Source organism: Streptomyces sp. NPDC005151 (genome assembly GCF_053599875.1).
Map to the genome: position 1 here is coordinate 35460 of NZ_JBSFYR010000045.1, position 22968 is coordinate 58427.

Consider the following 22968-nt stretch of genomic DNA (forward strand, 5'->3'; position numbering starts at 1 on the left):
GGACCGGCAGCACGGGGTCGCGACACCCTCCCTGCCGGTCCCTCCAAGTGCAGCACGAGTAACGAGAGTTCCCCATGAAAGCTGACAGCACTCCGGCGCTCGTGCAGAACGCGGATGCGGACACCGACGGCCCGGCTCCGGCCGGGCCGTCGGCCGCCCGCGGCCCACGGGCGCGCAACACCAAGGCCTATCTCCAGTACGTGACAGCCAAGATCGCGGGAGCGGTCGTCTCACTGTTCGCCGTTCTGGTCACCAGCTTCTTCCTCTTCCGGCTCATCCCCAGCGACCCTGTGAAGCAGATGACCGGCGGCCGCCGTGTCTCCGCCGAGCAGCTGGAATCGCTCAGACACCAGTTCGGCCTCGACCAGCCGCTCTGGAAGCAGTTCACGAGTTACGTGGGTGACGCCCTGACCGGGGACTTCGGTACCTCGTTCCAGTTCCACGCCCCCGTCATCGACAAGATCACCGAGGCCCTCCCGGCAACGCTGCTGCTCACCGGAACGGCATACGTCCTCTACACGGCGCTCGGCATCTGGCTGGGCACCCGTACCGCCTGGCGCAACGGCTCCCGCAGCGACCGTTTCAACACCGCGTTCGCGCTCACGCTCTACTCGGTGCCGTCGTTCTGGCTCGGTCTGCTGCTCATCATCGTCTTCTCGGTGGGCATCGGCCCAATCCCCGGCATGTTCCCGACGGGGGGCCTGGAGTCGGGCGGGGAGACCGGCTTCGCCTACGTCATCGATGTCGCCCATCACCTGGTGCTTCCCGTGATCACACTGGTCGCGGTCGGCTATGCGCAGACGCTCCTCGTGATGCGTTCCTCGCTCCTCGACGAGATGGGCAGCGACTATCTGACGACGGCCCGCGCAAAGGGGCTCCGTGACGATGTCGTACGGCGCAAGCACGCCGTCCCGAACGCGATGCTGCCGACATTCACACTGATGTTCGTGAACCTGGGGCATGTGGTGGCGGGCCAGATCCTGGTCGAGACGGTGTTCTCCTGGCCTGGTCTCGGCGGTCTCTTCTACCAGGGGCTGAGCGTTCCCGACCTTCCCCTCGTCCAAGGGCTGTTCTTCGTCTTCGCCACTGCGGTGATCCTGGCGAACACCCTCGCCGACGTGCTGTATCCGCTGCTCGATCCCCGGGTGGGCCGATGACGACCGAACCATTGCCCGTGCAGAACGAAGCGGGCGCGACCACGAACCCGCGCGCCCTGGCCCGGGCCCGTAAGCGCCAGTCCCTGGCCCGCTTCTGGCGGGAGTACCGCACACACCGGGGCGGCCTGTGGGGGCTGGCCGGGCTCATCCTGATCGCGCTGATCGCCGTGTTCGCGCCCACGCTGGCCGGCGCCGATTCGCAGAGCGTCACCGCCGCACCGGGCGGCGCCCTCGAATCGCCCAGCGGAGAATTCCCGCTCGGTACCGACCAGTTCGGACGCAGCGTCCTGGCACTCCTGGTGTGGGGCGCGCGCGTCTCGCTGACCGTGGGGCTGCTCGCCGCGTTCCTGTGCGTGGCGATCGGCACGGTGGTCGGGATCGTCGCGGGCCACTTCCACGGCTGGTACGCGACGGTTCTGATGCGCGTCACCGACTGGTTCCTGGTGATGCCGACCCTGGTTCTCGCGATCGCGCTCGCCACCGTGATGAACCGCTCCATCTGGACGATCATCATCGCGATCGGCGTCACGACCTGGCCGATCACGGCCCGGCTCGTCCGTGCCCAGACGCTCGCCGTGGAGTCACGCCCGTACATCGAGCGCGCCCGCGCGCTGGGCGGCGGGCACGGGCACATCATGACCCGCCATGTGCTGCCGAACGTGATGCCGCTGGTGCTTGCGCAGACCACACTCGTGATCTCCAGCGCGATCCTCACCGAGGCCACGCTCGCCTTCCTCGGCCTCGGCGACCCGACCATCACCTCCTGGGGCGGCATGCTCCAGGACGCACGTGAGGCTGGCGCGGTGAGCGCGGGCGACTGGTGGTACCTGGCACCGCCCGGTGTCGCCATCGCCCTGGTGGCCCTGTCGTTCACTCTGTGCGGCCGCGCGATCGAGTCCGTCCTCAACCCCAGGCTGGGGGTGGCCCGTTGAATACACCGAGTACGCAGAAAGCGCCCCTGCTGGACGTCCGCGACCTCTCGGTCACGTACGCCGGCGGTGCCCGCGCGGTCCGCGGCGTGAACCTCACCGTCGACGCGGGCCAGAAGCTCGGCATCGCCGGGGAGTCGGGCTGCGGCAAATCCACGCTGGCGCTGGCCCTGCTGCGGTTGCTGCCCGCCGGGACGAAGGTCTCCGGCCAGATCCTGCTGAACAGCGAGGACGTCCTCACCATGAAGTGGGGCCAGGTCAGGGCAGTGCGCTGGGCAGGCGCCTCGATCGTGTTCCAGGGCGCGATGCATTCGCTGAATGCCGTGCACCGCATCGGGGACCAGATCGCCGAGCCGATCCTGCTGCACAGGAAGGCCACGCCGTCCGGGGCGAAGAAGAAGGTCGGCGAACTCCTGGAGCAGGTGGGGCTGCCGGCCGCCCGGGCCGACGCCTATCCGCACGAGCTCTCCGGCGGGCAGCGGCAGCGCGTGATGATCGCGATGGCGCTCGCCTGCGACCCGGGTCTGATCATCGCCGACGAGCCGACGACCGCGCTCGATGTGATGATCCAGGCGCAGATCCTGCGTCTGATCGAGCAGCTGGTGTCCGAACAGGACCTGGGTCTGATCATGATCAGCCATGACCTGGCCGTGCTCTCCGACACCTGTGACCGGCTCGCGGTGATGTACGCGGGCCGGGTCGTGGAGGAGGGCCCGGCGTCCGCGGTCTACGAGGACGCGCACCATCCGTACAGCAAGGCCCTGTCCGGCGCGTTCCCGCGCATCGGCGACCCGGCGTCCCGGTTCGCGCCCCGCGGGCTGCCCGGCGATCCGCCTGACCCGTCGGCGCTGCCCGCCGGCTGCACGTTCCATCCGCGCTGTCCGGTAGCGCTGGACTCCTGCACCACGCAGGACCAGGAGCTGCGGGAGTCGGGTTCCCTGCGGCGGGCCGCCTGTGTGCTGGTGGAGCCGGGGGCGGCCGGCGCCGCGCCGCGGCAGGGTGCCGAGGAAGCAAGGAGCACAACATGACCACCCCCACTCCCCTGCTGAGCGCGGAGGAACTGAAGGTCGCCTTCCCCGGCCGGCGCGGAGCCGCGACGGCGCGCGCGGTGGACGGTGTCGACCTGGACATCCGGCCCGGCGAGATCGTCGCGCTGGTCGGCGAGTCCGGGTGCGGCAAGACGACGCTGGCGCGCTCCCTGCTGGGGCTCGTCCCCCCGACGTCCGGCCGGGTCACGTTCGGCGGCAAACCGCTCGACTACTCGGGCCGTGCCCTGAAGGCGTACCGCAAGCGCGTCCAGCTCGTACTGCAGGACCCCAGCGGCTCGCTCAACCCGCGGCACACGGTGTACGACGCGGTCGCGGAGGGGCTGCGGATCCACGGGTACGCGGGTGATGAGCGGGCGGCGGTCGCGGAGGCGCTGTCGCGGGCGGGGCTGCGGCCTCCCGAGCGGTTCTTCCTGCGCTATCCGCACGAGCTGTCGGGCGGTCAGCGCCAGCGCGTCGTGATCGCGGGCGCCCTCGTCCTGGAACCGGAACTCATCGTTGCCGACGAACCCGTGGCCTCGCTCGACGCCTCGGTGCGCGGTGAGATCCTGGCCCTGCTGCTGCGGCTGAGGGACGAACTGGGACTGTCCGCACTGGTGGTCACGCACGACCTGGGGCTGGCGTGGAACATCGCCGACCGGGTCGCGGTGATGTATCTCGGCCGGATCGTGGAGACGGGCGAGGTCGAGCAGATCCTCACGGCTCCGCAGCATCCGTACACCCAGGCACTGCTGTCGGTGCTGCCTGAGGCCGAGGGCGATCCGGTGATCCTCACGGGCGAGCCGCCGGACCCGGCCAAGGTGCCGTCCGGCTGCCGGTTCCATGCCCGCTGCCAGGTCCTCGCGTCGGGCGAGGCCGAGCGGGCGGGGGTGGCGGATGCCTGCCGTACGAAGGATCTTCCGGTGCTCGCGGGCAGCGGGGAGACGCAGGTGGCGTGCCACTGGGCGCAGGCGATGGCGGGCGTGGAGATGTAACGGCCTCCCCCACGATGGGGAGTGGATCAGCGAGCGGCGTCATGCGGCTTCGATGGCACGGCGGAGGACGGAATCGACGCGGAGCGTCGGTGACTGACGACAACGCCGCAAGCGGAGTCGCAGGGCGTCGGGAGCCCACTCCCTATCGCGGGGGAGGCCGTAACGACCTCACCCACGATGGGCAGCGGCGTCGCAGCGCCTGGGGCCTCCGCCTCCCGCGTTGTCGTCAGTTGCGATGTTCCCCAAGCTCTCGGCTCCGCTCGAGCAGGGGAGGCCCCATTCGCCATCGCTCCCTCCTCCGCCTTGGATTCGAAGGCCCCAGACACCGCTCCTTCTCCCACTGCCAATCGTGGGTGAGGTCGTAAGGCCGACCCGCGCCCTGCACGGCTCCGGCCGGGACCGCTGCCCGCGGTTCCGGCCCGAGGCGTACCCGACGAAGGTCAGCCGCGGTCGTACGCCGCGATCAGCTCGCCGGCCCGCTTCACATCGGCGGCCATCGCCACCAGCAGGTCGTCTATCGAGTCGAACTTCTGCATCCCGCGGACGTACGCGAGGAAGTCGACGGAGACATGCAGCCCGTACAGATCAAGACCGACGCGGTCGATCGCGTACGCCTCGACCGTCCGCTCCGTGCCGTCGAACTGCGGGTTCGTGCCGACCGAGATCGCGGCGGGCATCGCCTCGTCGTCCACGTTCAGCCAGCCCGCGTATACGCCGTCGGCGGGGATCGCAGTGTGCGGCAGGGTCTCCACGTTCGCCGTCGGGAAGCCCAGTGCGCGGCCGCGCTGCGCGCCGCGGACGACGATGCCCTCGACCCGGTGCGGGCGGCCCAGGACCTCGGCGGCGCCCGCCACATCGCCCTCGGCGACGAGCCTGCGGGTGAGGGTGGAGGAGAACGGCTCGCCGCCTCCCGCCTCACCGCTCAGAACCAGATCGATGACCTCGACGCCGTAGTCGTACGTCGCGCCGAACTCGGTGAGCAGCTGCACGTTCCCCGCGGCCCTGTGACCGAAACGGAAGTTGGGGCCCTCGATGACGAGCTGCGCATGCAACTTGTCGACCAGCACCTTCACGATGAAGTCGGCGGGCGCCAGCTTCGAGAACTCGGTGGTGAACGGCAGGATCAGCAGCGCATCCACGCCCAGCTCGGCCATCAGCTCCGCGCGCCGGTGGTGCGGGGCGAGCAGGGGCGGGTGGCTGCCGGGCCGTACGACCTCGCTGGGGTGCGGGTCGAAGGTCACGACGACCGACGGAACGCCGAGCTCGCGCGCCCGGTCGACGGCTCTGCCGATGATCAGCTGGTGTCCGCGGTGCACCCCGTCGTAGGAGCCGATGGTGACGACGCCGCGTCCCCAGTCCTGGGGGATGTCCTCCAAGCCACGCCAGCGCTGCACTCTGACCGCTCCTCGCCCGAACCTGTGTACGTGGGTGTATCTCTTATGCAGGTCTAAGACTGCCATGCCCACGACCCGCGGCCTGCATCGGCATCGGCATCGCGGTGGGCACCGCCTCCACGGTCCGCCGCGCACCGGGGCCGATGACCGCCGCCCACTCCTGCGGGGCATCGGCCAGCCACCCGGTGACCAGTTCCGCAAATCCGGGCACGTCCCGGGCCAATTCGACCAGCCGGCGATCGAAACGGGCGGCGCCCTCAGGGGTGCGGACCATCAGCATCCCGGTGCGGTGGACGAGCGCCCGGGTACGGACCTGCGCACGCCGGTCGGATCCGGCGGCCGCCGCGCAGAGCAGCGCGTCGAGGACGACCGGGTCCCGGTGGGCGCCCTGCTCGAACTCCAGCAGGACTTCCAGCAGCTCGGCCCGCAGCACTCCGGAGGCGGGCGTACCCGGCGCGGCAAGCACCCGGGCGAGCGCGCCGCGCACGGGCGCGGGAGCGGCCCGGTCCCGCAGGAGGCCGGTCACCAGGGGCAGCAGCAGGGCGCGGGCGGCGGGCCCGTGCTCCAGCCTGCGGTCGAGGTACGCGGCCACGTGCGCGCCGCCGTCCGGATGGCTGTCGGCGTACGCCCGTACCAGCCCGGCCGCGTGCAGGGCCAGCGCCGGGGCGTCGATCCCGGCGAGGGAGCGCAGCGCCTCACCCGCACTGTCCCCGGGCCGGGTGAGCCGGTCCCGGAACGCGCCGATCACCGGCTCGCGATGCGTCGGCAGGGCGACGGCGAGCTCGGCCGCGGACAGATACGGATCGCCCTGCACGAAGACCCGCAGGGCCTGGGGCAGATAGCGGTCCCTGGTGTGCGGATCGCGCACCAGGAGGACGAGCGCGGCCCCGTGCAGATCGATGTCGCCGGGGTGGGCCAGCAGGGAGAGCGCGGAGCGGCGCAGGAGCTCACGGTCGGTGTCACGGGTGGCGTGCGGTGCGGTGACAAGCCCGTACGAGGCGGCGGCAACGCGCCGGGCCCGCCGGTCGTCGTCGCGTGCCCAGCGATCGACGGCCCGGCAGAGCACGGCCGGCTCGTCCTCGGCGAGCGCGGTGAGCAGCTCGTCGGCGCGGGGATGCACGGTCGCGACGAGGGCGTCGGTCAGATCGTCGACCGCGAGATCACGGCGGGCGTACAGCAGCGCCTGCGCGGCGGCGGCCACGGTCGGCCGCATCGCCGCACCGTCCTCGGCGGGCAGCGGGCGCTCATCGGTGAACCAGAGGCAGAGAAGGGGCTGCACGGTCCGGGGCTGGGCGACGAGCCGCCGGGCCACCACGTCCAGGAACCGCTCCTCCCCGTTGCTGCCGCCGTCACGGGCGTCGTCCTCACCGTCCCGGCCGGTGTCCCGGTCGCGGCCCCCGTCCCCGCATGGGGGACCGTCCGCGGGCAGCAGCCGCCGCAGCAGATCGATCCGGTCCGCCTCGGGCAGCCGCAGCCGCCGCCAGAACCACGGGCCGAACTCGCCGTAGGCCCCGAGCGCACCGGCGCGTCGGACGATGCGCCCCGTGAGCAGCCGGGCCACCCCGAGGTACGGCCTGGCGTCGGGCACCCGGAGCAGCGTCTCCGCGAGCAGGTGGGCGGCCCACCAGGAGGCATCGCGCAGCGGCCCGGCCCTCTCGGCGCCGTCGGCCGGTGCCCGGCCCTCGGCTTCCCCGTCCGTCCGTGTCGACAGCCGGTCCATCGCCTCGATCAGATCGGCCAGCCGGTGGGCGAGCGCGGCAGAGCCCTGGCGGCGGCCCAGGAGCAGGAGTGCCTGGATCACCGGGCCGATCCGATGGCGCGGTACGGGGAGGGTGCGGCGCTCCCGCGACGCCGCCGGAGCTGTCGGTTCCGCACCGGGCAGTGTCCGGCGGCTGTCCGGCTGGGAGCTCCGGGGTGCCGGAACACGCTCCTGCGCCGCCGCCTGCGCCGCCCTCCCCGGCTGACCCGGCTCGTCCGCGTGCCACCGGTGCACCAGGGCCCGGAGCGCCGCGTCCAGGTCCAGATGCGCGCCCTGCACCCAGTCCCCCAGCTCCTCGTGGGCGAAGCGGTAGCCCGCGCCCGCCGGGATGAGCAGCCCCTCGGTGAGGACCGCCGGGGCCCAGCCCGTGCGCCAGGGGAAGACCTCCTCGAAAGCCGCCCGGTCCAGTTCCCCCTGCCCCGGTCCCAGACAGCGCCGTGCGGCCTCGTGGACCTGCCCGGCAACCTGCGCGGCCAGCCGCCGCACCGCCGTGCCCCTGAGGGCCGGGCGGGACGCCGCAGCGATACGGACCGCGATGCGCAGGCACATCAGGTCCAGATGGGCGCCGAAGACGTCCTCCGAGTCCGGCTGCCCGGGCACGTCCGCGGGGAGCGCCCTGCGTACCTCGGCGAGCAGCCGCAGGGTGAGCGGGTGCCGGTCGTGGCCGGGGGCGAGGGCACCGGACGGGAGGGCGTACCGCTCCCGGGCCTGTTCGGCCTGGCTCGCGGTGAGATCGCCCAGGCGCACGGCGGACGGAAGTCCGCGGGCCGGACCGGCGGGGCGGTGCAGTGCGTCGGGCGGGCAGAACGCACCGGCGGTCTCCCAGTGCTCGGGCCGGCAGGCGACCACGAGGCGCACCCCGTTGTCCCGCAGCCATCCGACCGTTCCGGCGGTCCACCGGTCCAGCCGGTGGGCGAGGAGGGGCGGTATCTCCTCGGGGCCGTCCAGCAGGACGAGCACCGGGTTTTCCGAGTCCGCGGCGAGCTGTGCCACCCGCTCGGGAGTGGCGGTCGCCATGTCGCCCCCGGCCCCGGCCGCGGTGACGATCCGCCCGGCCCGGCCGAGCGTACGGGCGATCGCGTCGGCCACCGAGGTGTCCTCGGCCAGCAGGTCGGCGCCACGCAGCCAGACGGTGAGGGCGGGGTCGGAGCCGCGGGTGCGGCGGGCGGCGAGCGCGGCGAGTTCGGTGGTGCGGCCGGTACCCGGTACTCCCACCAGGCCGAGGACGACCTCGGGACGCTCTCCGGCGGCCGTGAACGCCGTGAACTCCGCAGTGGTGTCCGGGCGTTCGACGGGGTCGGGCCAGGCGCTGGGACCGCCTGCCGAACCGATCGACATCGCGGTGAGCTGCAGGGCGCCCGCAAGATTGAGGTCACGCCCGTACCCGGGGACGCTTGTCGCGTTGCGCCGCAGCAGCGCGCCCAGCGGCCCTTCGGCTTCCCCGCCCGTGAGCGGCACCGCGAACCCGGCGGCAGAGTGTGCGGCGCGCAGGGCGGTGCCGAGCACCGCGATGACAGCGCCGGTCTGCGGATCGAGCACGGGCCCGCCGATCGCCGCGCCGCGCAGCCGCAGGGCGTCGCTGCCGTCCGTGCCGAGCGCCAGCTCCAGGGCGGCGCCGACCCGGTGAGAACGGCCGGCCGCGCCGTACGTCACGGGCACCATGCCCAGCACCCGCGCCTCCCGCCACCCATGGGCGGCGATGCGCACGTACGTACCCGGCTCGATCCGGTCCCGCAGGACGATCGGCAGCGGCTCCACGCCGAGCACATCGAGCCCCCCGGTGCGCACGAGCGCGAGGTCCAGCTCCGGGAGCGCGGTGATCGCCTCGGCCCCGACGGAGCGGCTCCGGTCACCTGTTCCGTACAGGACGAGCCGGGCAAGTCCGTCGACCGCTTCATGACTGGTCACGACCGTGCCGCGGTCGTCCGCGACGAACCCGGTCCCTCGGAGCCGGCCGGCCGGATCGCAGATACGTACCAGCGTCGACCGGTCCCCGCTTCCCATGGTCCGACGTTAGGTCGGCGATGATCGGCGCGAGAAGCACTCGGAGCAAAAGCGCCCCCAAGTGCACCCCTGAGTCACTCCGAGCGCCTGCCCATTCAGGTGATTCAGCGGGTTCCGGTGGACAGACACCAGAGGGGGGATCGTGGAGCGGGCACGGGGGGCTGCCCGCTCCACGATGGGGAACCGGATCAGGGACCGGCGGAACCCGTCCCCTCAGAGCCTGTCGGGTGACCTCTGATCGGGCGGCCACGCTTTGGCACGCACGCTTCCCGCGTTGCCGAAACGCCCTAGTAGCTCCTTCCCCAAGCTCTCAGCTTCGTTCGAACAGGGGAGACCCCATCCGAGGGCCTTCCGGCGCCTTGGAATCGCACGCACCAGACCGCGTCCGCTTTCCGATCGAAGGTCACCCGACAGGCTCTCAGGCGAAGACGGCGAGGCTCTTGGCCTTGCCCTTCTGCTCCTCGACGAGCACCAGGAAGGTCCCGTCGGGCCCGAAGACCGCGACCGGCCCCGGCGGGTAGGAGGGCATGTCCAGCCGCACGCCGTTCAGCAGCAGCTTGGCCCGCTTCTCGTCCACGTCCCAGCGCGGGAACGCCGCGGCGGCGGCCTCCGCGACCGGCATCACGGTCAGCTTCTCCTGATGCTGATCGAGCGTCCGCGCCGCATCGAGACCGTACGGACCGACGCGGGTGCGCCGCAGCGCGGTCAGATGCCCGCCGACGCCGAGCCCGGCGCCGAGATCGCGGGCGAGGGCACGGATGTACGTACCGGAGGAGCAGACGACGGAGACGACCAGGTCGACGACCGAAGTCCCGTCCTCCGCGACCGCCTCACGGACGTCGTAGACGTTGAAGGACGAGATGGTCACCGGCCGGGCCGGGATCTCGAACTCCTCGCCGCCGCGCACCCGTGCGTACGACCGCTTGCCGTCGATCTTGATGGCGCTGACCTTGGACGGCACCTGCATGATCGCGCCGGTCAGTGCGGCGACACCCGCGTCGATGCCCTCACGCGTGACGCCCGACGCGTCGGTGGACGACGTGATCTCGCCCTCCGCGTCGTCCGTGACGGTGACCTGGCCGAGGCGGATCGTGCCCAGGTACTCCTTCTCGGTCAGCGCGAGGTGACCGAGCAGCTTGGTGGCCTTCTCGACGCCGAGCACGAGAACGCCCGTCGCCATCGGGTCCAGCGTGCCGGCGTGGCCGACGCGGCGGGTGCGGGCGATGCCGCGCATCTTGGCGACGACGTCGTGCGAAGTGAAGCCGGACGGCTTGTCGACGATGACAAGGCCGCCCTCCCGTCGCCCGCCGCCACCCTTGCCCGAGGTCGCTTCGCTCCCGCTCCTCTGACCGGGCGTCTTGTTCTGCTGTGTCATTCGGAGGCTGAGCCCTCGTTCTCGTCGGACTCGTCGGCGGCATCCTCCGGCTTGCGGTACGGGTCGGCGTCGCCCGCGTACTTCGCACCGGTGGACACCTCGCGGACCTCCGCGTCCTTGGCCCGCGCCTTGTCGAGGAGGTCCTCGATGGTGCGGGCATTGTCCGGCAGGGCGTCCGGGACGAAGGCCAGGGTCGGCGTGAACCGGACCCCGGTCTGCCGGCCGACCTCGGACCGGAGCACGCCCTTGGCGCTCTCCAGCGCCGCGGCGGAGGCCGCCCGCTCCTCGTCGTCGCCGTAGACCGTGTAGAAGACCGTGGCCTCCCGCAGGTCGCCGGTGACCCGGGCGTCCGTGATCGTCACGAATCCGAGCCGCGGATCCTTGATACGCCGGTCCAGGGTCTCCGCGACCACGACCTGGATGCGATCGGCCAGCTTTCGGGCCCGCGCGTTGTCGCTCACCGGTCCGTCACTCTTCCTTCTGGGGTTGCTTACGGTCCGACGCTTCCGGCGTCCTGCGCTTCCGCATCGGACGATTCCACGTCTGACTGTTCTGATGTTGTTCAGTCTTCGTCGCTGTGCAGCCGCCGCCGAACCGACAGCAGCTCCACCTCGGGCCGGGCGGCCACCAGCCGCTCGCACCGGTCCAGTACGTCCGTGAGGTGCCCGGTGTCCCCGGAGACCATGGCAAGACCGATCTCGGCCCTGCGATGGAGATCCTGTCCGCCCGTCTCCGCCGCACTCACCGCGTACTTGCGCTGGAGCTCGGCGACGATCGGACGGACGATGGAGCGTTTCTCCTTCAACGACCGTACGTCGCCGAGGAGCAGATCGAAGGACAGTGTCCCCACATACATGGATGTCCGGATGTCCCGCCGGTTCGGGTTCGCGCCCTGCCAGCGCTTGGCAGGGACACAAGAACCGTACACGGAACGGCCGGGGCCGATCGACGGAAATACGACCCGTCGACCGGCCCCGACTGTTGAGGTACGGGTCAGCCTCGCGGCTTCTCGCGCATCTCGTACGTCGCGATGACGTCGTCGATCTTGATGTCGTTGAAGTTTCCGAGGTTGATACCGCCCTCGAAGCCTTCGCGGATCTCGGTGACGTCGTCCTTGAAGCGGCGCAGACCGGAGATGTTGAGGTTCTCCGCGATGACCTTGCCATCGCGCAGCAGGCGCGCCTTGGTGTTGCGCTTGACCTCGCCGGACCGGACCAGCACACCGGCGATGTTGCCCAGCTTGGACGAGCGGAAGATCTCGCGGATCTCCGCCGTACCGAGCTCGACCTCTTCGTACTCCGGCTTGAGCATGCCCTTGAGGGCCGCTTCGATCTCTTCGATCGCCTGGTAGATGACCGAGTAGTACCGGACGTCCACACCTTCGCGCTCGGCCATCTGCTGCGCACGCCCTGCGGCGCGCACGTTGAAGCCGATCACGATGGCGTCGGAGCCGGTCGCCAGGTCGATGTCCGACTCGGTGACCGCACCCACACCGCGGTGCAGGACCCGGATGTCGACCTCGTCACCGACGTCGAGCTGGAGCAGCGAGGACTCGAGAGCCTCCACCGAACCGGACGCGTCGCCCTTGATGATGAGGTTGAGTTCCTGGACCAGACCGGCCTTGAGCGCCTCGTCGAGGTTCTCCAGGGAGAACCGGACACCCTTGCGGGCGAAGTTGGCGTTGCGCTCACGGGCGGCACGCTTCTCAGCGATCTGACGGGCCGTACGGTCCTCGTCGACGACCAGGAAGTTGTCGCCGGCGCCCGGGACATTGGTGAGACCGAGTACCAGGACGGGGGTCGACGGACCCGCTTCCTCGACGTTCTCGCCCTTGTCGTCGAGCATCGCGCGGACTCGGCCGTACGCGTCGCCGACCACCATCGTGTCGCCGACCCGCAGCGTGCCTCGCTGGACCAGGACGGTCGCAACGGCACCGCGGCCGCGGTCGAGGTGGGACTCGATCGCAATACCCTGCGCGTCCTGCTCCGGGTTGGCCCGCAGGTCGAGCGAGGCGTCGGCGGTGAGGACGACGGCCTCCAGAAGAGCCTCGATGTTGAGGCCCTGCTTGGCGGAGATGTCGACGAACATCGTGTCGCCGCCGTACTCCTCGGCCACCAGACCGAACTCGGTGAGCTGACCGCGCACCTTGGTCGGGTCGGCACCCTCGACGTCGATCTTGTTGACCGCGACCACGATCGGCACGTCGGCCGCCTTGGCGTGGTTCAGCGCCTCGATCGTCTGGGGCATCACACCGTCGTTCGCCGCCACCACGAGGATCGCGATGTCGGTGGACTTCGCACCACGGGCACGCATGGCGGTGAACGCCTCGTGACCCGGGGTGTCGATGAAGGTGATCCTGCGGTCCTCACCGTTGACCTCGGAGGAGACCTGGTACGCACCGATGTGCTGCGTGATGCCGCCGGCCTCGCCCGCAACGACGTTCGTCTTGCGGATCGCGTCCAGCAGTCGGGTCTTACCGTGGTCGACGTGACCCATGACGGTCACGACCGGCGGACGCGAGACCAGAGCCTCTTCGCCGCCCTCGTCCTCGCCGAACTCGATGTCGAAGGACTCGAGCAGCTCGCGGTCCTCCTCCTCCGGGCTGACGATCTCGAGGATGTAGTTCATCTCGTCGGCCAGCAGCTTCAGAGTCTCGTCGGAGACGGACTGCGTGGCAGTGACCATCTCGCCGAGGTTCATCATCACGGCGACGAGCGACGCCGGGTTGGCGTTGATCTTCTCTGCGAAGTCGGTGAGGGAGGCACCGCGCGACAGCCGGACAGCCTGTCCGTTGCCGCGAGGCAGCATGACGCCGCCCACCGACGGGGCCTGCATGGCCTCGTACTCCTGGCGCCTCTGCCGCTTCGACTTGCGACCACGACGCGCGGGACCGCCGGGACGGCCGAACGCACCCTGTGTGCCACCACGGGCACCGGGGCCGCCGGGGCGTCCGCCGAAGCCGGGACGACCGCCGAAGCCGCCGCCGCCACCACCGGGACGGCCTGCGCCGCCACCGCCACCGCCGCCACCGGGGCGACCGGCGAAGCCGCCGCCACCGCCACCGGGACCGGCCGGACGACCGGCGAAGCCGCCGCCGGGACGACCTGCACCGCCGCCACCGCCACCGGGACGGCCTGCGCCGCCACCGGGACCACGGCCACCGCCGGGGCCACCACCGGGACGCGGGCCGGCAGCGGGACGCTGCGGCATCATGCCCGGGTTCGGACGGTTACCACCGGGCGCACCGCCCGGACGCGGAGCCTGCGGACGGGGCATGCCGCCCGGAGTCGGACGGGCACCGCCCTGGCCCTGCGGACGCGGGGCGCCACCGGGGCCGCCCTGCGGACGCGGGGCGCCGGGACGCTCCTGGCCGCCACCGGGACGCGGGGCGCCACCGGGACGGGGTGCCTGCGGACGGGCCATGCCCGTCGAGCCACCGGAGGTGAAGGGGTTGTTGCCCGGACGGGGACCGGCCGGACGGGAGCCGCCGGGGCGCGGGGCGCCCTGGCCTGCGGGACGGGCCGGACGGTCGCCGCCACGGCCACCGTCACGCTCGCCACCACGGCCACCGTCACGGCCACCGTCACGCTCGCCACCGCGGCCGCCGTCACGCTGACCGCCGGCCGGGGCCGGACGGGCGGGGCGAGGACCGGGGGTGGCAGCCGCGGGACGCGGGGCCTGCTGCGGCGCGGCCGGCTGGGCCGGAGCGGAGAACTCTGCCGCGGGCACCGGGGTGACCGGAGCGGGCTTCGGCGCGGGCTTCGGACCCGGACGCGGGCCCGCAGACGGCGCGGAAGGCGCGGCAGCGGAAGGGGTGCTGCTGGGGGCCTCGGCTGCGGCCGGCTTGGGGGCCGGGGCGCCGGGCTTCGGGGCAGCGGGACGTGCCGCAGCGGCCGGGGAGGGCGCTGCGGGCTTTACGGGCGCGGCCTTGCGGGGCGCGCCAGGCTTCGCAGCGGACTTGCCGGCGTTGCCGCCGGGCCCCTGCAGTGCGTCAGTCAACTTGCGTACAACCGGCGCCTCGATCGTCGAGGACGCCGAACGGACGAACTCACCGAGTTCTTGGAGCTTGGCCATGACGACCTTGCTCTCGACGCCGAACTCCTTGGCGAGTTCGTATACCCGGACCTTAGCCACTTCGCTCCTTTTAGGTCCGGGTTACCGCCGGACCGTCGCTACTTCATGGGCGTACTCATCGCGTACTCATCGAGTGCTCATCGCAATCTCGACCTACTTCCAACTCGCGAGGTACCTGACCGCACGGGGTCCCGTGCCGTTCTCGTTCCTTACGGTGTCACCCGCTCGACATACCGCTGCACTGCCGTGGAATCGAACGACCCCTTGGCCTTGAAGGCCCGGGGGAATGCCCGACGGCGAACCGCCAGGTCGAGACAGACAGTGACGGGGTGCACGTATGCACCCCGGCCGGGCAGCGTACCGCGAGGATCGGGGACGCATGCGTCCTCATCCACCACGATGCGCAGCAGCTCGCTCTTGGCCGCTCGCTCCCGGCATCCCACGCAGGTTCGCTCAGGGCAAGCGCGGGCGTGCGTCCGGCCAGACACGGTTAAGTCTACCTCCCCGCACCGACCTCACCCCTTTGGGGTAAAAATCGAACGGACGTTGTCGTGATCTCAGCGGCATTCCGCGTGGATTTATTCCCCGGGACCGGCATCGGTCCCGTACTCCGGACCCGGGCCCGGCCGGTCTCCGGACCGTTGCGGTCCATCGTCCGGACGGCGCCGGTCCACTCCTCGGACCGGTCCCGTACCGGTTCAGCCGCGCTCGGACCGGTCCCGGGCCCGCTCGGCCCGCTCACGGTCGGCGATGTCCCGCTCGGCGTCGGTCTCGGTGTCCGGGCGGATGTCGATGCGCCAGCCGGTGAGGCGGGCGGCGAGGCGGGCGTTCTGGCCCTCCTTGCCGATGGCGAGCGAAAGCTGGTAGTCGGGGACCGTGACCCGGGCGGACCGCGCTCCGAGGTCCACGACCTCGACCTTGCTCACCCGGGCGGGCGACAGCGCGTTGGCGACCATCTCGGCCGGGTCGTCCGACCAGTCCACGATGTCGATCTTCTCGCCGTGCAGCTCGGCCATGACATTGCGTACACGGCCGCCCATCGGGCCGATGCAGGCGCCCTTGGCGTTCAGACCCGAGCGGGTCGAACGGACCGCGATCTTGGTGCGGTGGCCGGCCTCGCGGGCGATCGCGCAGATCTCGACGGAACCGTCGGCGATCTCCGGGACCTCCAGCGCGAAGAGCTTCTTGACCAGGCTGGGGTGCGTCCGGGAGAGGGTCACGGACGGACCGCGGACGCCCTTGGCGACCCGCACGACATACGTACGCAGCCGCAGCCCGTGGGTGTAGTCCTCGCCCGGCACCTGCTCCTGCACCGGCAGGATCGCTTCGAGCTTGCCGATGTCGACCAGGACGTTCTTCGGGTCCTTGCCCTGCTGGACCACACCGGTGACGACATCGCCCTCGTGGCCCGCGTATTCGCCGAACGTCCTGTCGTCCTCGGCGTCGCGCAGCCGCTGCAGGATGACCTGCTTGGCGGTGGTCGCGGCGATCCGGCCGAAGCCGGACGGGGTGTCGTCGAACTCCTTCGGCTCCTGGCCCTCTTCGAGGTCGGCCGGGTCCTCCTTCGCCCACACCGTCACATGGCCGCGCTCGTCGAGCTCCACGCGCGCACGGCGGTAGCTCCCGTCGGTGCGGTGGTAGGCGATGAGGAGGGCCGACTCGATCGCCTCGACGAGCACGTCGAAGGGGATCTCCTTGTCCTGTGCCAAGCCCCTCAAGAGCTTCACATCGATGTCCACGGCTACGCCTCCTCTTCCTTCTTGTCCTTGCGGTTGAATTCGATCTCCACGCGCGCCTTGGCGATCCCGTCGAAGGGGACCCGGCGGGACGTGGGCTTGCGGCCCTTGACGCCCGGCACTTCGAGGTCGAGCCCCTCGTCGTCGACAGCGATGATGCGGGCGACCAGCTCGCCGCCCTCATGCAGCTGCAGCTTGGCCAGGCGACCGGTGGCGCGTACGTAGTGGCGGTGCTCCGTCAGCGGACGGTCGGCACCGGGAGAGCTCACTTCGAGGACGTACTCGTCCTCACCCATCGCGTCGGTCTCGTCGAGCTCCTCGGAGATCGCGCGGCTCAGCTCCGCGCAGGCGTCGAGCTCCACGCCCTCGTCGGAATCCACGACGATGCGCAGCACACGTCGGCGGCCGGCCCGGGACACCTCGATCTCTTCAAGATCCAGCTGCTTGGCGCTGACGAGCGGTTCGAGCAGCCCGCGCAGCCTCTCGCTCTGGGTGGTGCTCATCCGGGTGACTCCTCGGCCGCGTGTGCTGTTGTGTGGTTCGTCGCGTGTCAGGTCAAAGGGTATCCGGTCCCGAGGGGTGTTGCCGTCCGCCGACCGCTCAGCCGCGGGTACGCTCGCCTGCAGTGATCACTTCAGGACAGATCCAGTCAGGACAGATCAATGCCCGAAGGAGAACAGGTGCGGCGCACGGGGACGACGCGCAGGGGTGCGCTCACCGTAACGGGGGCGATCGCCCTGGGGGCGGCGCTGGCCGGCTGCGGCGACGGCGACAGCGGCAAGGGCCGAAAGGGTTCTGCGCCGGCCGGTGCGCGGGAGGCGGCGGCGAAGACAGAGAGCACGCTGCGGATGACGGCCGCGCGGACGAGCGGCACCCTGCTCGCCCAGTACGAGCAGGTCGTCACGGCCCATCCGGCGACCGCGGCCGGGCTCGCACCGCTGCGGGACGCCGTACGGGCCCATACGGAGGCGCTGTCGCCCGGGGCGGACAGGACGGCGCGGCCGGGTGCCGGCGAAACCGCGGGCACGACTGCGATGCGCGGCGCGGACCGGGCACCGGCCGTTTCGGGTCCACCCGCCCCCTCGGGTTCGCCCACCGTTTCGGGTTCACCCACCGCCGACGCCAAGACCGCCGTCAAGGAACTGGCCGCGGCGGAACGCCGCACCGCTGACGCCCACACGGCGACGCTCCTGACAGCGCCACCCGAGCTGGCCCGGCTGCTCGCGTCGATCGCGGCCGCCGGCGCAGCCCACGCCTACCTGTTGACCGAACTGGCCAAGGAGACCTCGTCATGAGTGCGCTGACGCTGCAGGCGGCGCAGGCATCGCTCGCCGCCGAGCATGCGGCGGTGTACGGGTACGGGGTGGTCGGCGGCCGGGTCGCCGGCGGCCGCCGGGCGGAGGCGACGGCCGCCTACCGCCAGCACCGGGCCCGGCGCGACACACTGGTGCGGACCGTACGCGACCTGGGCGGTGAGCCGGTGGCGGCGGAGTCCGCGTACGCTCTGCCGTTCGCGGTGCCGGATTCGGCGGCAGCGGTGAAGCTCGCCGCCGTGCTGGAGGACCGGATCGCGGGCGTCTACTCCGACCTCGTACGGGCTGCCGGGGGGCCGCTCAGGCGAGAGGCCGCAGACGCACTGCGGGAGGCCGCGGTGCGTGCGGTCCGCTGGCGAGGCAGCGGCGTAACCTTTCCCGGACTCACCGAGCGGTCCGCCGACGGCACCGCCTGAGCGGGCTGGCCTGCAGGGCTGATGCGACGGGCAGGACCGAAGCGAAGCCCGGGACCGGTCCGACGGACGTGACCGACGCGAAGACCGGGACCGGTCCGACGCACTCATGAAGGCTCTGAAAGGGAACACAGCACGTATGGGTTTCGAACCGCCGCAGCGTCTGGTGCGAGCGCTCGGCGAGGTGCACGGGGAGACGGCCGCCGCCGACTGGCTCGCGCGGCTCCCCGAGCTGATCAACGAGTCGCTGTCCGCCAACGGGCCGGAACTGACTGTCGAGCGTGTGGCTGCCCCCGGTGGGCGCAGCAGCCTGGTTCTGCTGGTGCGCCGCGCCGACGGCACCCCGGCCGTGCTCAAGATCGCTCCCGCCGGGGCGGCGCCCGATCTGGAACAGGCGGCGCTGGCGCACTGGAACGGCTGGGGAGCGGTCCGGCTTCTCGGCTCCGGCGGCGACGCGCTGCTGCTGGAACGGCTGCATCCCGAGGTGTCGCTGCGATCGCTGCCGGAGGCGAAGGCACTCCTGGAGGCGGCGGGTACGGTACGACGGCTGTGGGTCGAGCCGCCCAGCGGGCACTCCTTCGAGACGGTCGCCGAGCGGACCGGCCGGTGCACGGACCCGATGCGGGCCGCCGCCGCGGCCGACCCGGCGCTCGAACCGCTGGTCTCCGCGGCCCTGGCCGCGCGGGAGGAGCTCGTCGCCCACTCCCCCGAAGTCCTGCTGCTGCACGGCAACTTCCGCCAGAGCAAGGTGCTGGCGGGGGAACGGGCGCCCTGGCTGACGGTCGGCCCTGAGCCGCTGGTCGGCGAGCGTGCCTACGACCTGGCGCGGCTGGTACGGGACCGGGTGGAGGACCTCATCGCCTCCCCGGGCGGCCCCGTGACGGCCCGTCGCCGGATCAACAAGCTCGCGGATTCACTGGACGTGGACCGGGAACGGCTCCACGGCTGGACGTTGTTCCGTGCGGTGGAGTCGGGCACCCGCGCGCTGACCGTCGGCCGTCGTCAGGAAGGCGAACTGTCGCTGGAGTTCGCGGGCTGGCTGTAGGGCCCCGGCCCCGCAGAACGGCCGAAGGCCCCCGTGCTGTAGGACAGCACGGGGGCCTTCGGCGATTCCGGGTGTCAGCCCTGGGCCACGAGACGGGCGATCGCCTCGTCGACCGTGAGCTCCTCGCGCTCGCCCGTACGGCGGTCCTTGAGCTCCAGGACGCCCTCGGCCGAGCGGCGGCCCGCGACCAGGATCTTCGGGACACCGATCAGCTCGGCGTCGGTGAACTTCACACCGGGCGAGACGCCCGCACGGTCGTCGACCAGGACCCGCACGCCCGCGGCGCCGAGCTTCTCGGCGACGTCGAGGGCCAGCTCGGTCTGGAGCGCCTTGCCCGCGGCGACCAGGTGGACATCGGCCGGGGCGATCTCGCGGGGCCAGCAGAGACCCTGCGCGTCGGCGGTCTGCTCGGCGAGAGCGGCAACGGCGCGGGAGACGCCGATGCCGTACGAGCCCATGGTGACCCGGACCGGCTTGCCGTTCTGGCCGAGCACATCGAGCTGGAACGCGTCCGCGAACTTGCGGCCCAGCTGGAAGATGTGACCGATCTCGATGGCACGGTCCAGCCTGAGGCCGGTGCCGCACTTGGGGCACGGGTCGCCCGCCTCGACCACGACGACATCGAGGTAGTCGTCGACCTCGAAGTCGCGGCCGCAGACGACGTTCTTCGCGTGGGTGCCGGGCTTGTTGGCGCCGGTGATCCAGGCGGTGCCGGGGGCGATGCGCGGGTCGGCGATGTAGCGGACCTTCTCCAGACCTTGCGGGCCGACGTAGCCACGTACCAGGTCGGGACGGCCCTCGAAGTCCTCCGCGGTGACCAGCTCGACCACGGCGGGGGCGAGGTGCTCGCCGAGCTTGCCGAGGTCGACCTCGCGGTCGCCGGGCAGGCCCACGGCAACGATTTCGCCGTCGACCTTGACCAGGAGGTTCTTCAGCGTCGCGGAGGCCGGGACACCGAGGTGCGCCGCGAGCGTCTCGATGGTCGGGGTGTCGGGGGTGTCCAGCTCCTCGACGGGACCGTGCGCCGAGCCGTCCGCGGGGGTGGCCTTGAAGGTCACGGCCTCCGTGTTGGCCGCGTAGTCGCAGGCAGGGCAGTCGACGAAGGTGTCCTCACCGGCCGGGGCGGGTGCCAGGAACTCCTCGGACGCCGAGCCGCCCATCGCACCGGAGACCGCGGAGACGATGCGGTGGTCGAGACCGAGCCGCTCGAAGATGCGGATGTAGGCGGCGCGGTGCAGCTGGTAGGCCTCGATGAGACCCTCGTCGGTGGTGTCGAAGGAGTACGAGTCCTTCATCTGGAACTCGCGGCCGCGCAGCACGCCGGCGCGGGGGCGGGCCTCGTCGCGGTACTTGGTCTGGATCTGGTACAGGATCACGGGCAGGTCCTTGTAGGACGTGATCTGATCCTTGACGACCTGGGTGAAGATCTCTTCGTGGGTGGGGCCGAGGAGGTACTCGGCGCCCTTGCGGTCCTTGAGCCGGAAGAGCAGGTCGCCGTACTCGTCGTAGCGGCCGCTCGCGTCGTACGACTCCTTGGGCAGCAGTGCGGGCAGCAGGACTTCCTGGCCGCCGATGGCGTCCATCTCCTCGCGCACGACGCGGGTGATGTTCTCCAGGACCTTCTTGCCCAGGGGCAGCCAGGTCCAGATGCCGGCCGCGGTGCGACGTACATAACCGGCCCGGACGAGTAGCTTGTGGTTGAGCGTCTCGGCGTCCGCCGGGTCGTCGCGCAGTGTCTTGATCATCAATCGGGACATGCGCTGGACCTGGGCCATGATGAACTCCTGCTCGGAAGGGTGATGTGCAGGAGGTTAGCCGGGTGGCGGGGGCGGGCGGAAATCGATTGGTTCAGCCCCGGTCCCGGCGGCGCAGCGGAAGAGGCGCTCCCATCACCGCGTACGGCTTGGGAGCGCTGGGAAACAGCACCTTCCGGGCCAGGTCCCGGTAGCCGAGGGTGCGATACAGACCACGTGCCGGGCTCTCCGTGTCGATGGCGGAGAGGATGGAGCGCGGCTGATCGACGGCGTCCGTGATGGTGGTGATCAGGGTGCGGCCGATGCCCCGGTTCTGGAACTCCGGATGGACATGCAGTTCGGTGATCACGAAGGAGTCGTCGAGCCAGTCCTCGGAGCCGGTGGCCCGCAGATAGGGCTCGACGACGGTGGACCACCAGTGGCCGCGTTCGTTGGGCATGCCGTAGACGAACCCGACGAGTCGGCCGGTCGCGGTGGTGGCGCCGAGGGCGCGGGCGCAGGGGTGCTCGAGGTGCCTGAGGACGATATGGCGACGTACCTGGACCTCGTCGTGACCGAGACCGAAGGCGACGGCCTGCACGGCAAGCGCCTCGTCCACCCGCGCGGCGAGATCGATCGGCCCGACCAGAACACTGGGAGTGCGGGCGCCGCCCCCTGAATCAGCTGCCATGCGCCGAACCCTACTGTCCGCGCCGGGCTGTGGGGTACGTGTCAGGGGTGCTCGCCGTTACGGGGAGGAGCGCTGCCGACGGCTGCGTCGAGCGGGCACTCCGGCGGGGCCGTTCCGCTCCCGGCCACTTCGTCCCGGTCAGAAGAGCACGCTCATGAACGCGCCGACCTCACGGAAGCCGACCCGGGTGTATGCCCTGCGGGCCGCGGTGTTGTAGTCGTTCACGTACAGGCTGACGACCGGTGCGACATCGGCCAGTGCGTAGCGCAGGACCGCTGCCATCCCGGTCTCGGAGAGGCCGCGGCCGCGGTGTTCGGGGGCGACCCAGACGCCCTGGATCTGGCAGGCCTGCGGGGTGGCAGCGCCGATCTCCGCCTTGAAGACAACCTTGCCGTCCTCGATCCGGGCGAAGGAGCGGCCGGTGCCGATGAGTTCGGCGACGCGTGCCTGGTAGAGGAGTCCGCCGTCACCGGCCAGCGGCGAAATGCCCACCTCCTCGGTGAACATCGCCACGCAGGCCGGCATCAGGACCTCTATCTCGTCCTTGCGGATGCGGCGTACCAGCGGGTCGGGCGTCACGCCGGCGGCGGGGCTCTCGGTGACCATGAGCGGCTGGTTGGCCCTGACCTCGCGGGCGGGACCCCAGCCCGGTTCGAGCAGCCGCCAGAGCTGGGCGGTGGGCTCGGCGGGACCCACGATCGAGGAACAGCGGCGGCCGGCCCGACGGGCCCGGTCGGAGAACGCCCTGATGGCCTCGGGGGTGGCACAGATGGGTACGAGATTGGCACCGGAGTAGCAGAGCGAACGCAGTCTGCCGTCCGCGTACCAGCCCCACATCTCGCCGCCGAGGCGCCAGGGATCGAGCCCTGCGATCTGGACCCGGGACGTCACGAAGGCATTGGCGACGGGGTCGCTCTCCAGGATGGCGAGCGCGGCGCCGAGGTCGCTGGGTTCGAGGACCCGGGTGGTGGTCTGCGTCAACACAAGGGGCCTCACCATGCGGTCTGCTGATTTCCGCACTGTACCGAAAGAGGCTGGCAGGCGCCGCCCCATGCCCGTCAACAGCATCCACGGCCACGTGAGGTCTCTCACGACCGTGCCCCGCCCGACGGCTTGTTCGTCGGACGGGGCACGGTCACAGAAGCAAGAATTCGGCCTCAGCCACTTCGGCCTCAGCTGATGGAGACCTCGGGCTCGCCGGAGGCGATGCCGTCCTTCTCCATCTGCTCGGCGATCTTCAGGGCTTCTTCGATGAGCGTCTCGACGATCTTCGACTCGGGAACCGTCTTGATGACCTCGCCCTTGACGAAGATCTGCCCCTTGCC

Annotated in this window: 19 protein-coding genes and 1 pseudogene; 7 read left to right on the forward strand and 13 right to left on the reverse strand. The window is 71.3% G+C overall.

Annotation, left to right across the window (positions count from 1 at the left end; translation table 11 throughout):
* Positions 1–74: 74 nt before the first annotated feature.
* The 4 genes from ACWD6R_RS23270 to ACWD6R_RS23285 are packed head-to-tail and all read left to right on the forward strand — an operon-like array spanning position 75 to position 4106.
* Positions 75–1157: an ABC transporter permease gene (locus tag ACWD6R_RS23270; RefSeq protein ID WP_451820455.1), complete on the forward strand. Its 1083-nt coding sequence runs from the start codon at positions 75–77 to the stop codon at positions 1155–1157.
* Positions 1154–2089 carry an ABC transporter permease gene (locus ACWD6R_RS23275; RefSeq protein ID WP_451820456.1) on the forward strand — a complete coding sequence of 312 codons (936 nt, stop codon included), beginning with the start codon at positions 1154–1156 and terminating at the stop codon, positions 2087–2089. Before ACWD6R_RS23270 ends, ACWD6R_RS23275 begins: the two co-directional genes overlap by 4 nt.
* Positions 2086–3114 (forward strand): ABC transporter ATP-binding protein, encoded by a 1029-nt coding sequence (locus tag ACWD6R_RS23280; RefSeq protein ID WP_451820457.1) that lies wholly within the window; start codon positions 2086–2088, stop codon positions 3112–3114. Before ACWD6R_RS23275 ends, ACWD6R_RS23280 begins: the two co-directional genes overlap by 4 nt.
* Positions 3111–4106 carry an oligopeptide/dipeptide ABC transporter ATP-binding protein gene (locus tag ACWD6R_RS23285; RefSeq protein WP_451820458.1) on the forward strand — a complete coding sequence of 332 codons (996 nt, stop codon included), beginning with the start codon at positions 3111–3113 and terminating at the stop codon, positions 4104–4106. The genes ACWD6R_RS23280 and ACWD6R_RS23285 overlap by 4 nt, the downstream gene beginning before the upstream one ends.
* A 440-nt stretch (positions 4107–4546) precedes the next feature.
* On the opposite strand, the gene ACWD6R_RS23290 is transcribed toward ACWD6R_RS23285, so the two are convergent.
* The 9 genes from ACWD6R_RS23290 to rimP all read right to left on the reverse strand — a co-directional run bounded on the left by ACWD6R_RS23290 (position 4547) and on the right by rimP (position 16951).
* Positions 4547–5500, reverse strand: a complete 954-nt coding sequence (locus ACWD6R_RS23290; RefSeq protein WP_451820459.1) for a bifunctional riboflavin kinase/FAD synthetase — start codon at positions 5498–5500, stop codon at positions 4547–4549.
* A gap of 43 nt (positions 5501–5543) precedes the next feature.
* On the reverse strand, positions 5544–9263 hold the full coding sequence (locus tag ACWD6R_RS23295; protein ID WP_451820460.1) for a trypsin-like peptidase domain-containing protein: 3720 nt from the start codon (positions 9261–9263) through the stop codon (positions 5544–5546).
* A 418-nt stretch (positions 9264–9681) separates the two neighbouring features.
* Positions 9682–10638 (reverse strand): tRNA pseudouridine(55) synthase TruB, encoded by a 957-nt coding sequence (truB, locus tag ACWD6R_RS23300; RefSeq protein ID WP_451820461.1) that lies wholly within the window; start codon positions 10636–10638, stop codon positions 9682–9684.
* Positions 10635–11099 carry a 30S ribosome-binding factor RbfA gene (gene rbfA / locus ACWD6R_RS23305; RefSeq protein WP_451820462.1) on the reverse strand — a complete coding sequence of 155 codons (465 nt, stop codon included), beginning with the start codon at positions 11097–11099 and terminating at the stop codon, positions 10635–10637. Before rbfA ends, truB begins: the two co-directional genes overlap by 4 nt.
* A gap of 101 nt (positions 11100–11200) precedes the next feature.
* Positions 11201–11494, reverse strand: a complete 294-nt coding sequence (locus ACWD6R_RS23310) for a DUF503 domain-containing protein (protein ID WP_267001152.1) — start codon at positions 11492–11494, stop codon at positions 11201–11203.
* Between the two features lie 137 nt (positions 11495–11631).
* Entirely contained in the window at positions 11632–14772 is a 3141-nt protein-coding gene (gene infB, locus ACWD6R_RS23315; protein ID WP_451820463.1) for a translation initiation factor IF-2, read from the reverse strand.
* 149 nt (positions 14773–14921) lie between these two features.
* Positions 14922–15200, reverse strand: a complete 279-nt coding sequence (locus ACWD6R_RS23320) for a YlxR family protein (protein WP_451820464.1) — start codon at positions 15198–15200, stop codon at positions 14922–14924.
* 210 nt (positions 15201–15410) lie between these two features.
* Positions 15411–16451, reverse strand: a complete 1041-nt coding sequence (nusA, locus tag ACWD6R_RS23325; protein ID WP_451820465.1) for a transcription termination factor NusA — start codon at positions 16449–16451, stop codon at positions 15411–15413.
* Between the two features lie 2 nt (positions 16452–16453).
* Positions 16454–16951: a ribosome maturation factor RimP gene (gene rimP, locus ACWD6R_RS23330; RefSeq protein WP_451820466.1), complete on the reverse strand. Its 498-nt coding sequence runs from the start codon at positions 16949–16951 to the stop codon at positions 16454–16456.
* A gap of 177 nt (positions 16952–17128) precedes the next feature.
* Here rimP and ACWD6R_RS23335 point away from each other — a divergent pair, with 177 nt between their 5' ends.
* The 3 genes from ACWD6R_RS23335 to ACWD6R_RS23345 all read left to right on the forward strand — a co-directional run bounded on the left by ACWD6R_RS23335 (position 17129) and on the right by ACWD6R_RS23345 (position 19219).
* Complete coding sequence (locus ACWD6R_RS23335; RefSeq protein WP_451820473.1) at positions 17129–17743, forward strand: hypothetical protein; 615 nt, start codon at positions 17129–17131, stop codon at positions 17741–17743.
* Positions 17740–18177 (forward strand): ferritin-like domain-containing protein, encoded by a 438-nt coding sequence (locus ACWD6R_RS23340; RefSeq protein WP_451820467.1) that lies wholly within the window; start codon positions 17740–17742, stop codon positions 18175–18177. The genes ACWD6R_RS23335 and ACWD6R_RS23340 overlap by 4 nt, the downstream gene beginning before the upstream one ends.
* Positions 18178–18313: 136 nt before the next feature.
* Entirely contained in the window at positions 18314–19219 is a 906-nt protein-coding gene (locus ACWD6R_RS23345; protein WP_451820468.1) for an aminoglycoside phosphotransferase family protein, read from the forward strand.
* 74 nt (positions 19220–19293) lie between these two features.
* Here ACWD6R_RS23345 and ACWD6R_RS23350 read toward each other — a convergent pair whose 3' ends face one another.
* From ACWD6R_RS23350 to ACWD6R_RS23365, 4 genes and pseudogenes are all read right to left on the reverse strand, one after another.
* Positions 19294–20994: a proline--tRNA ligase gene (locus tag ACWD6R_RS23350; RefSeq protein WP_451820469.1), complete on the reverse strand. Its 1701-nt coding sequence runs from the start codon at positions 20992–20994 to the stop codon at positions 19294–19296.
* A gap of 73 nt (positions 20995–21067) precedes the next feature.
* Positions 21068–21643 carry a GNAT family N-acetyltransferase gene (locus ACWD6R_RS23355; RefSeq protein ID WP_451820470.1) on the reverse strand — a complete coding sequence of 192 codons (576 nt, stop codon included), beginning with the start codon at positions 21641–21643 and terminating at the stop codon, positions 21068–21070.
* A 138-nt stretch (positions 21644–21781) separates the two neighbouring features.
* The gene (locus tag ACWD6R_RS23360) at positions 21782–22642 is read right to left on the reverse strand and encodes a GNAT family N-acetyltransferase (protein WP_451820471.1); all 861 of its coding nucleotides are present in this window, start codon (positions 22640–22642) and stop codon (positions 21782–21784) included.
* Positions 22643–22815: 173 nt separating this feature from the next.
* A pseudogene (locus ACWD6R_RS23365) lies at positions 22816–22968 on the reverse strand (flavodoxin-dependent (E)-4-hydroxy-3-methylbut-2-enyl-diphosphate synthase); the annotation flags it as partial.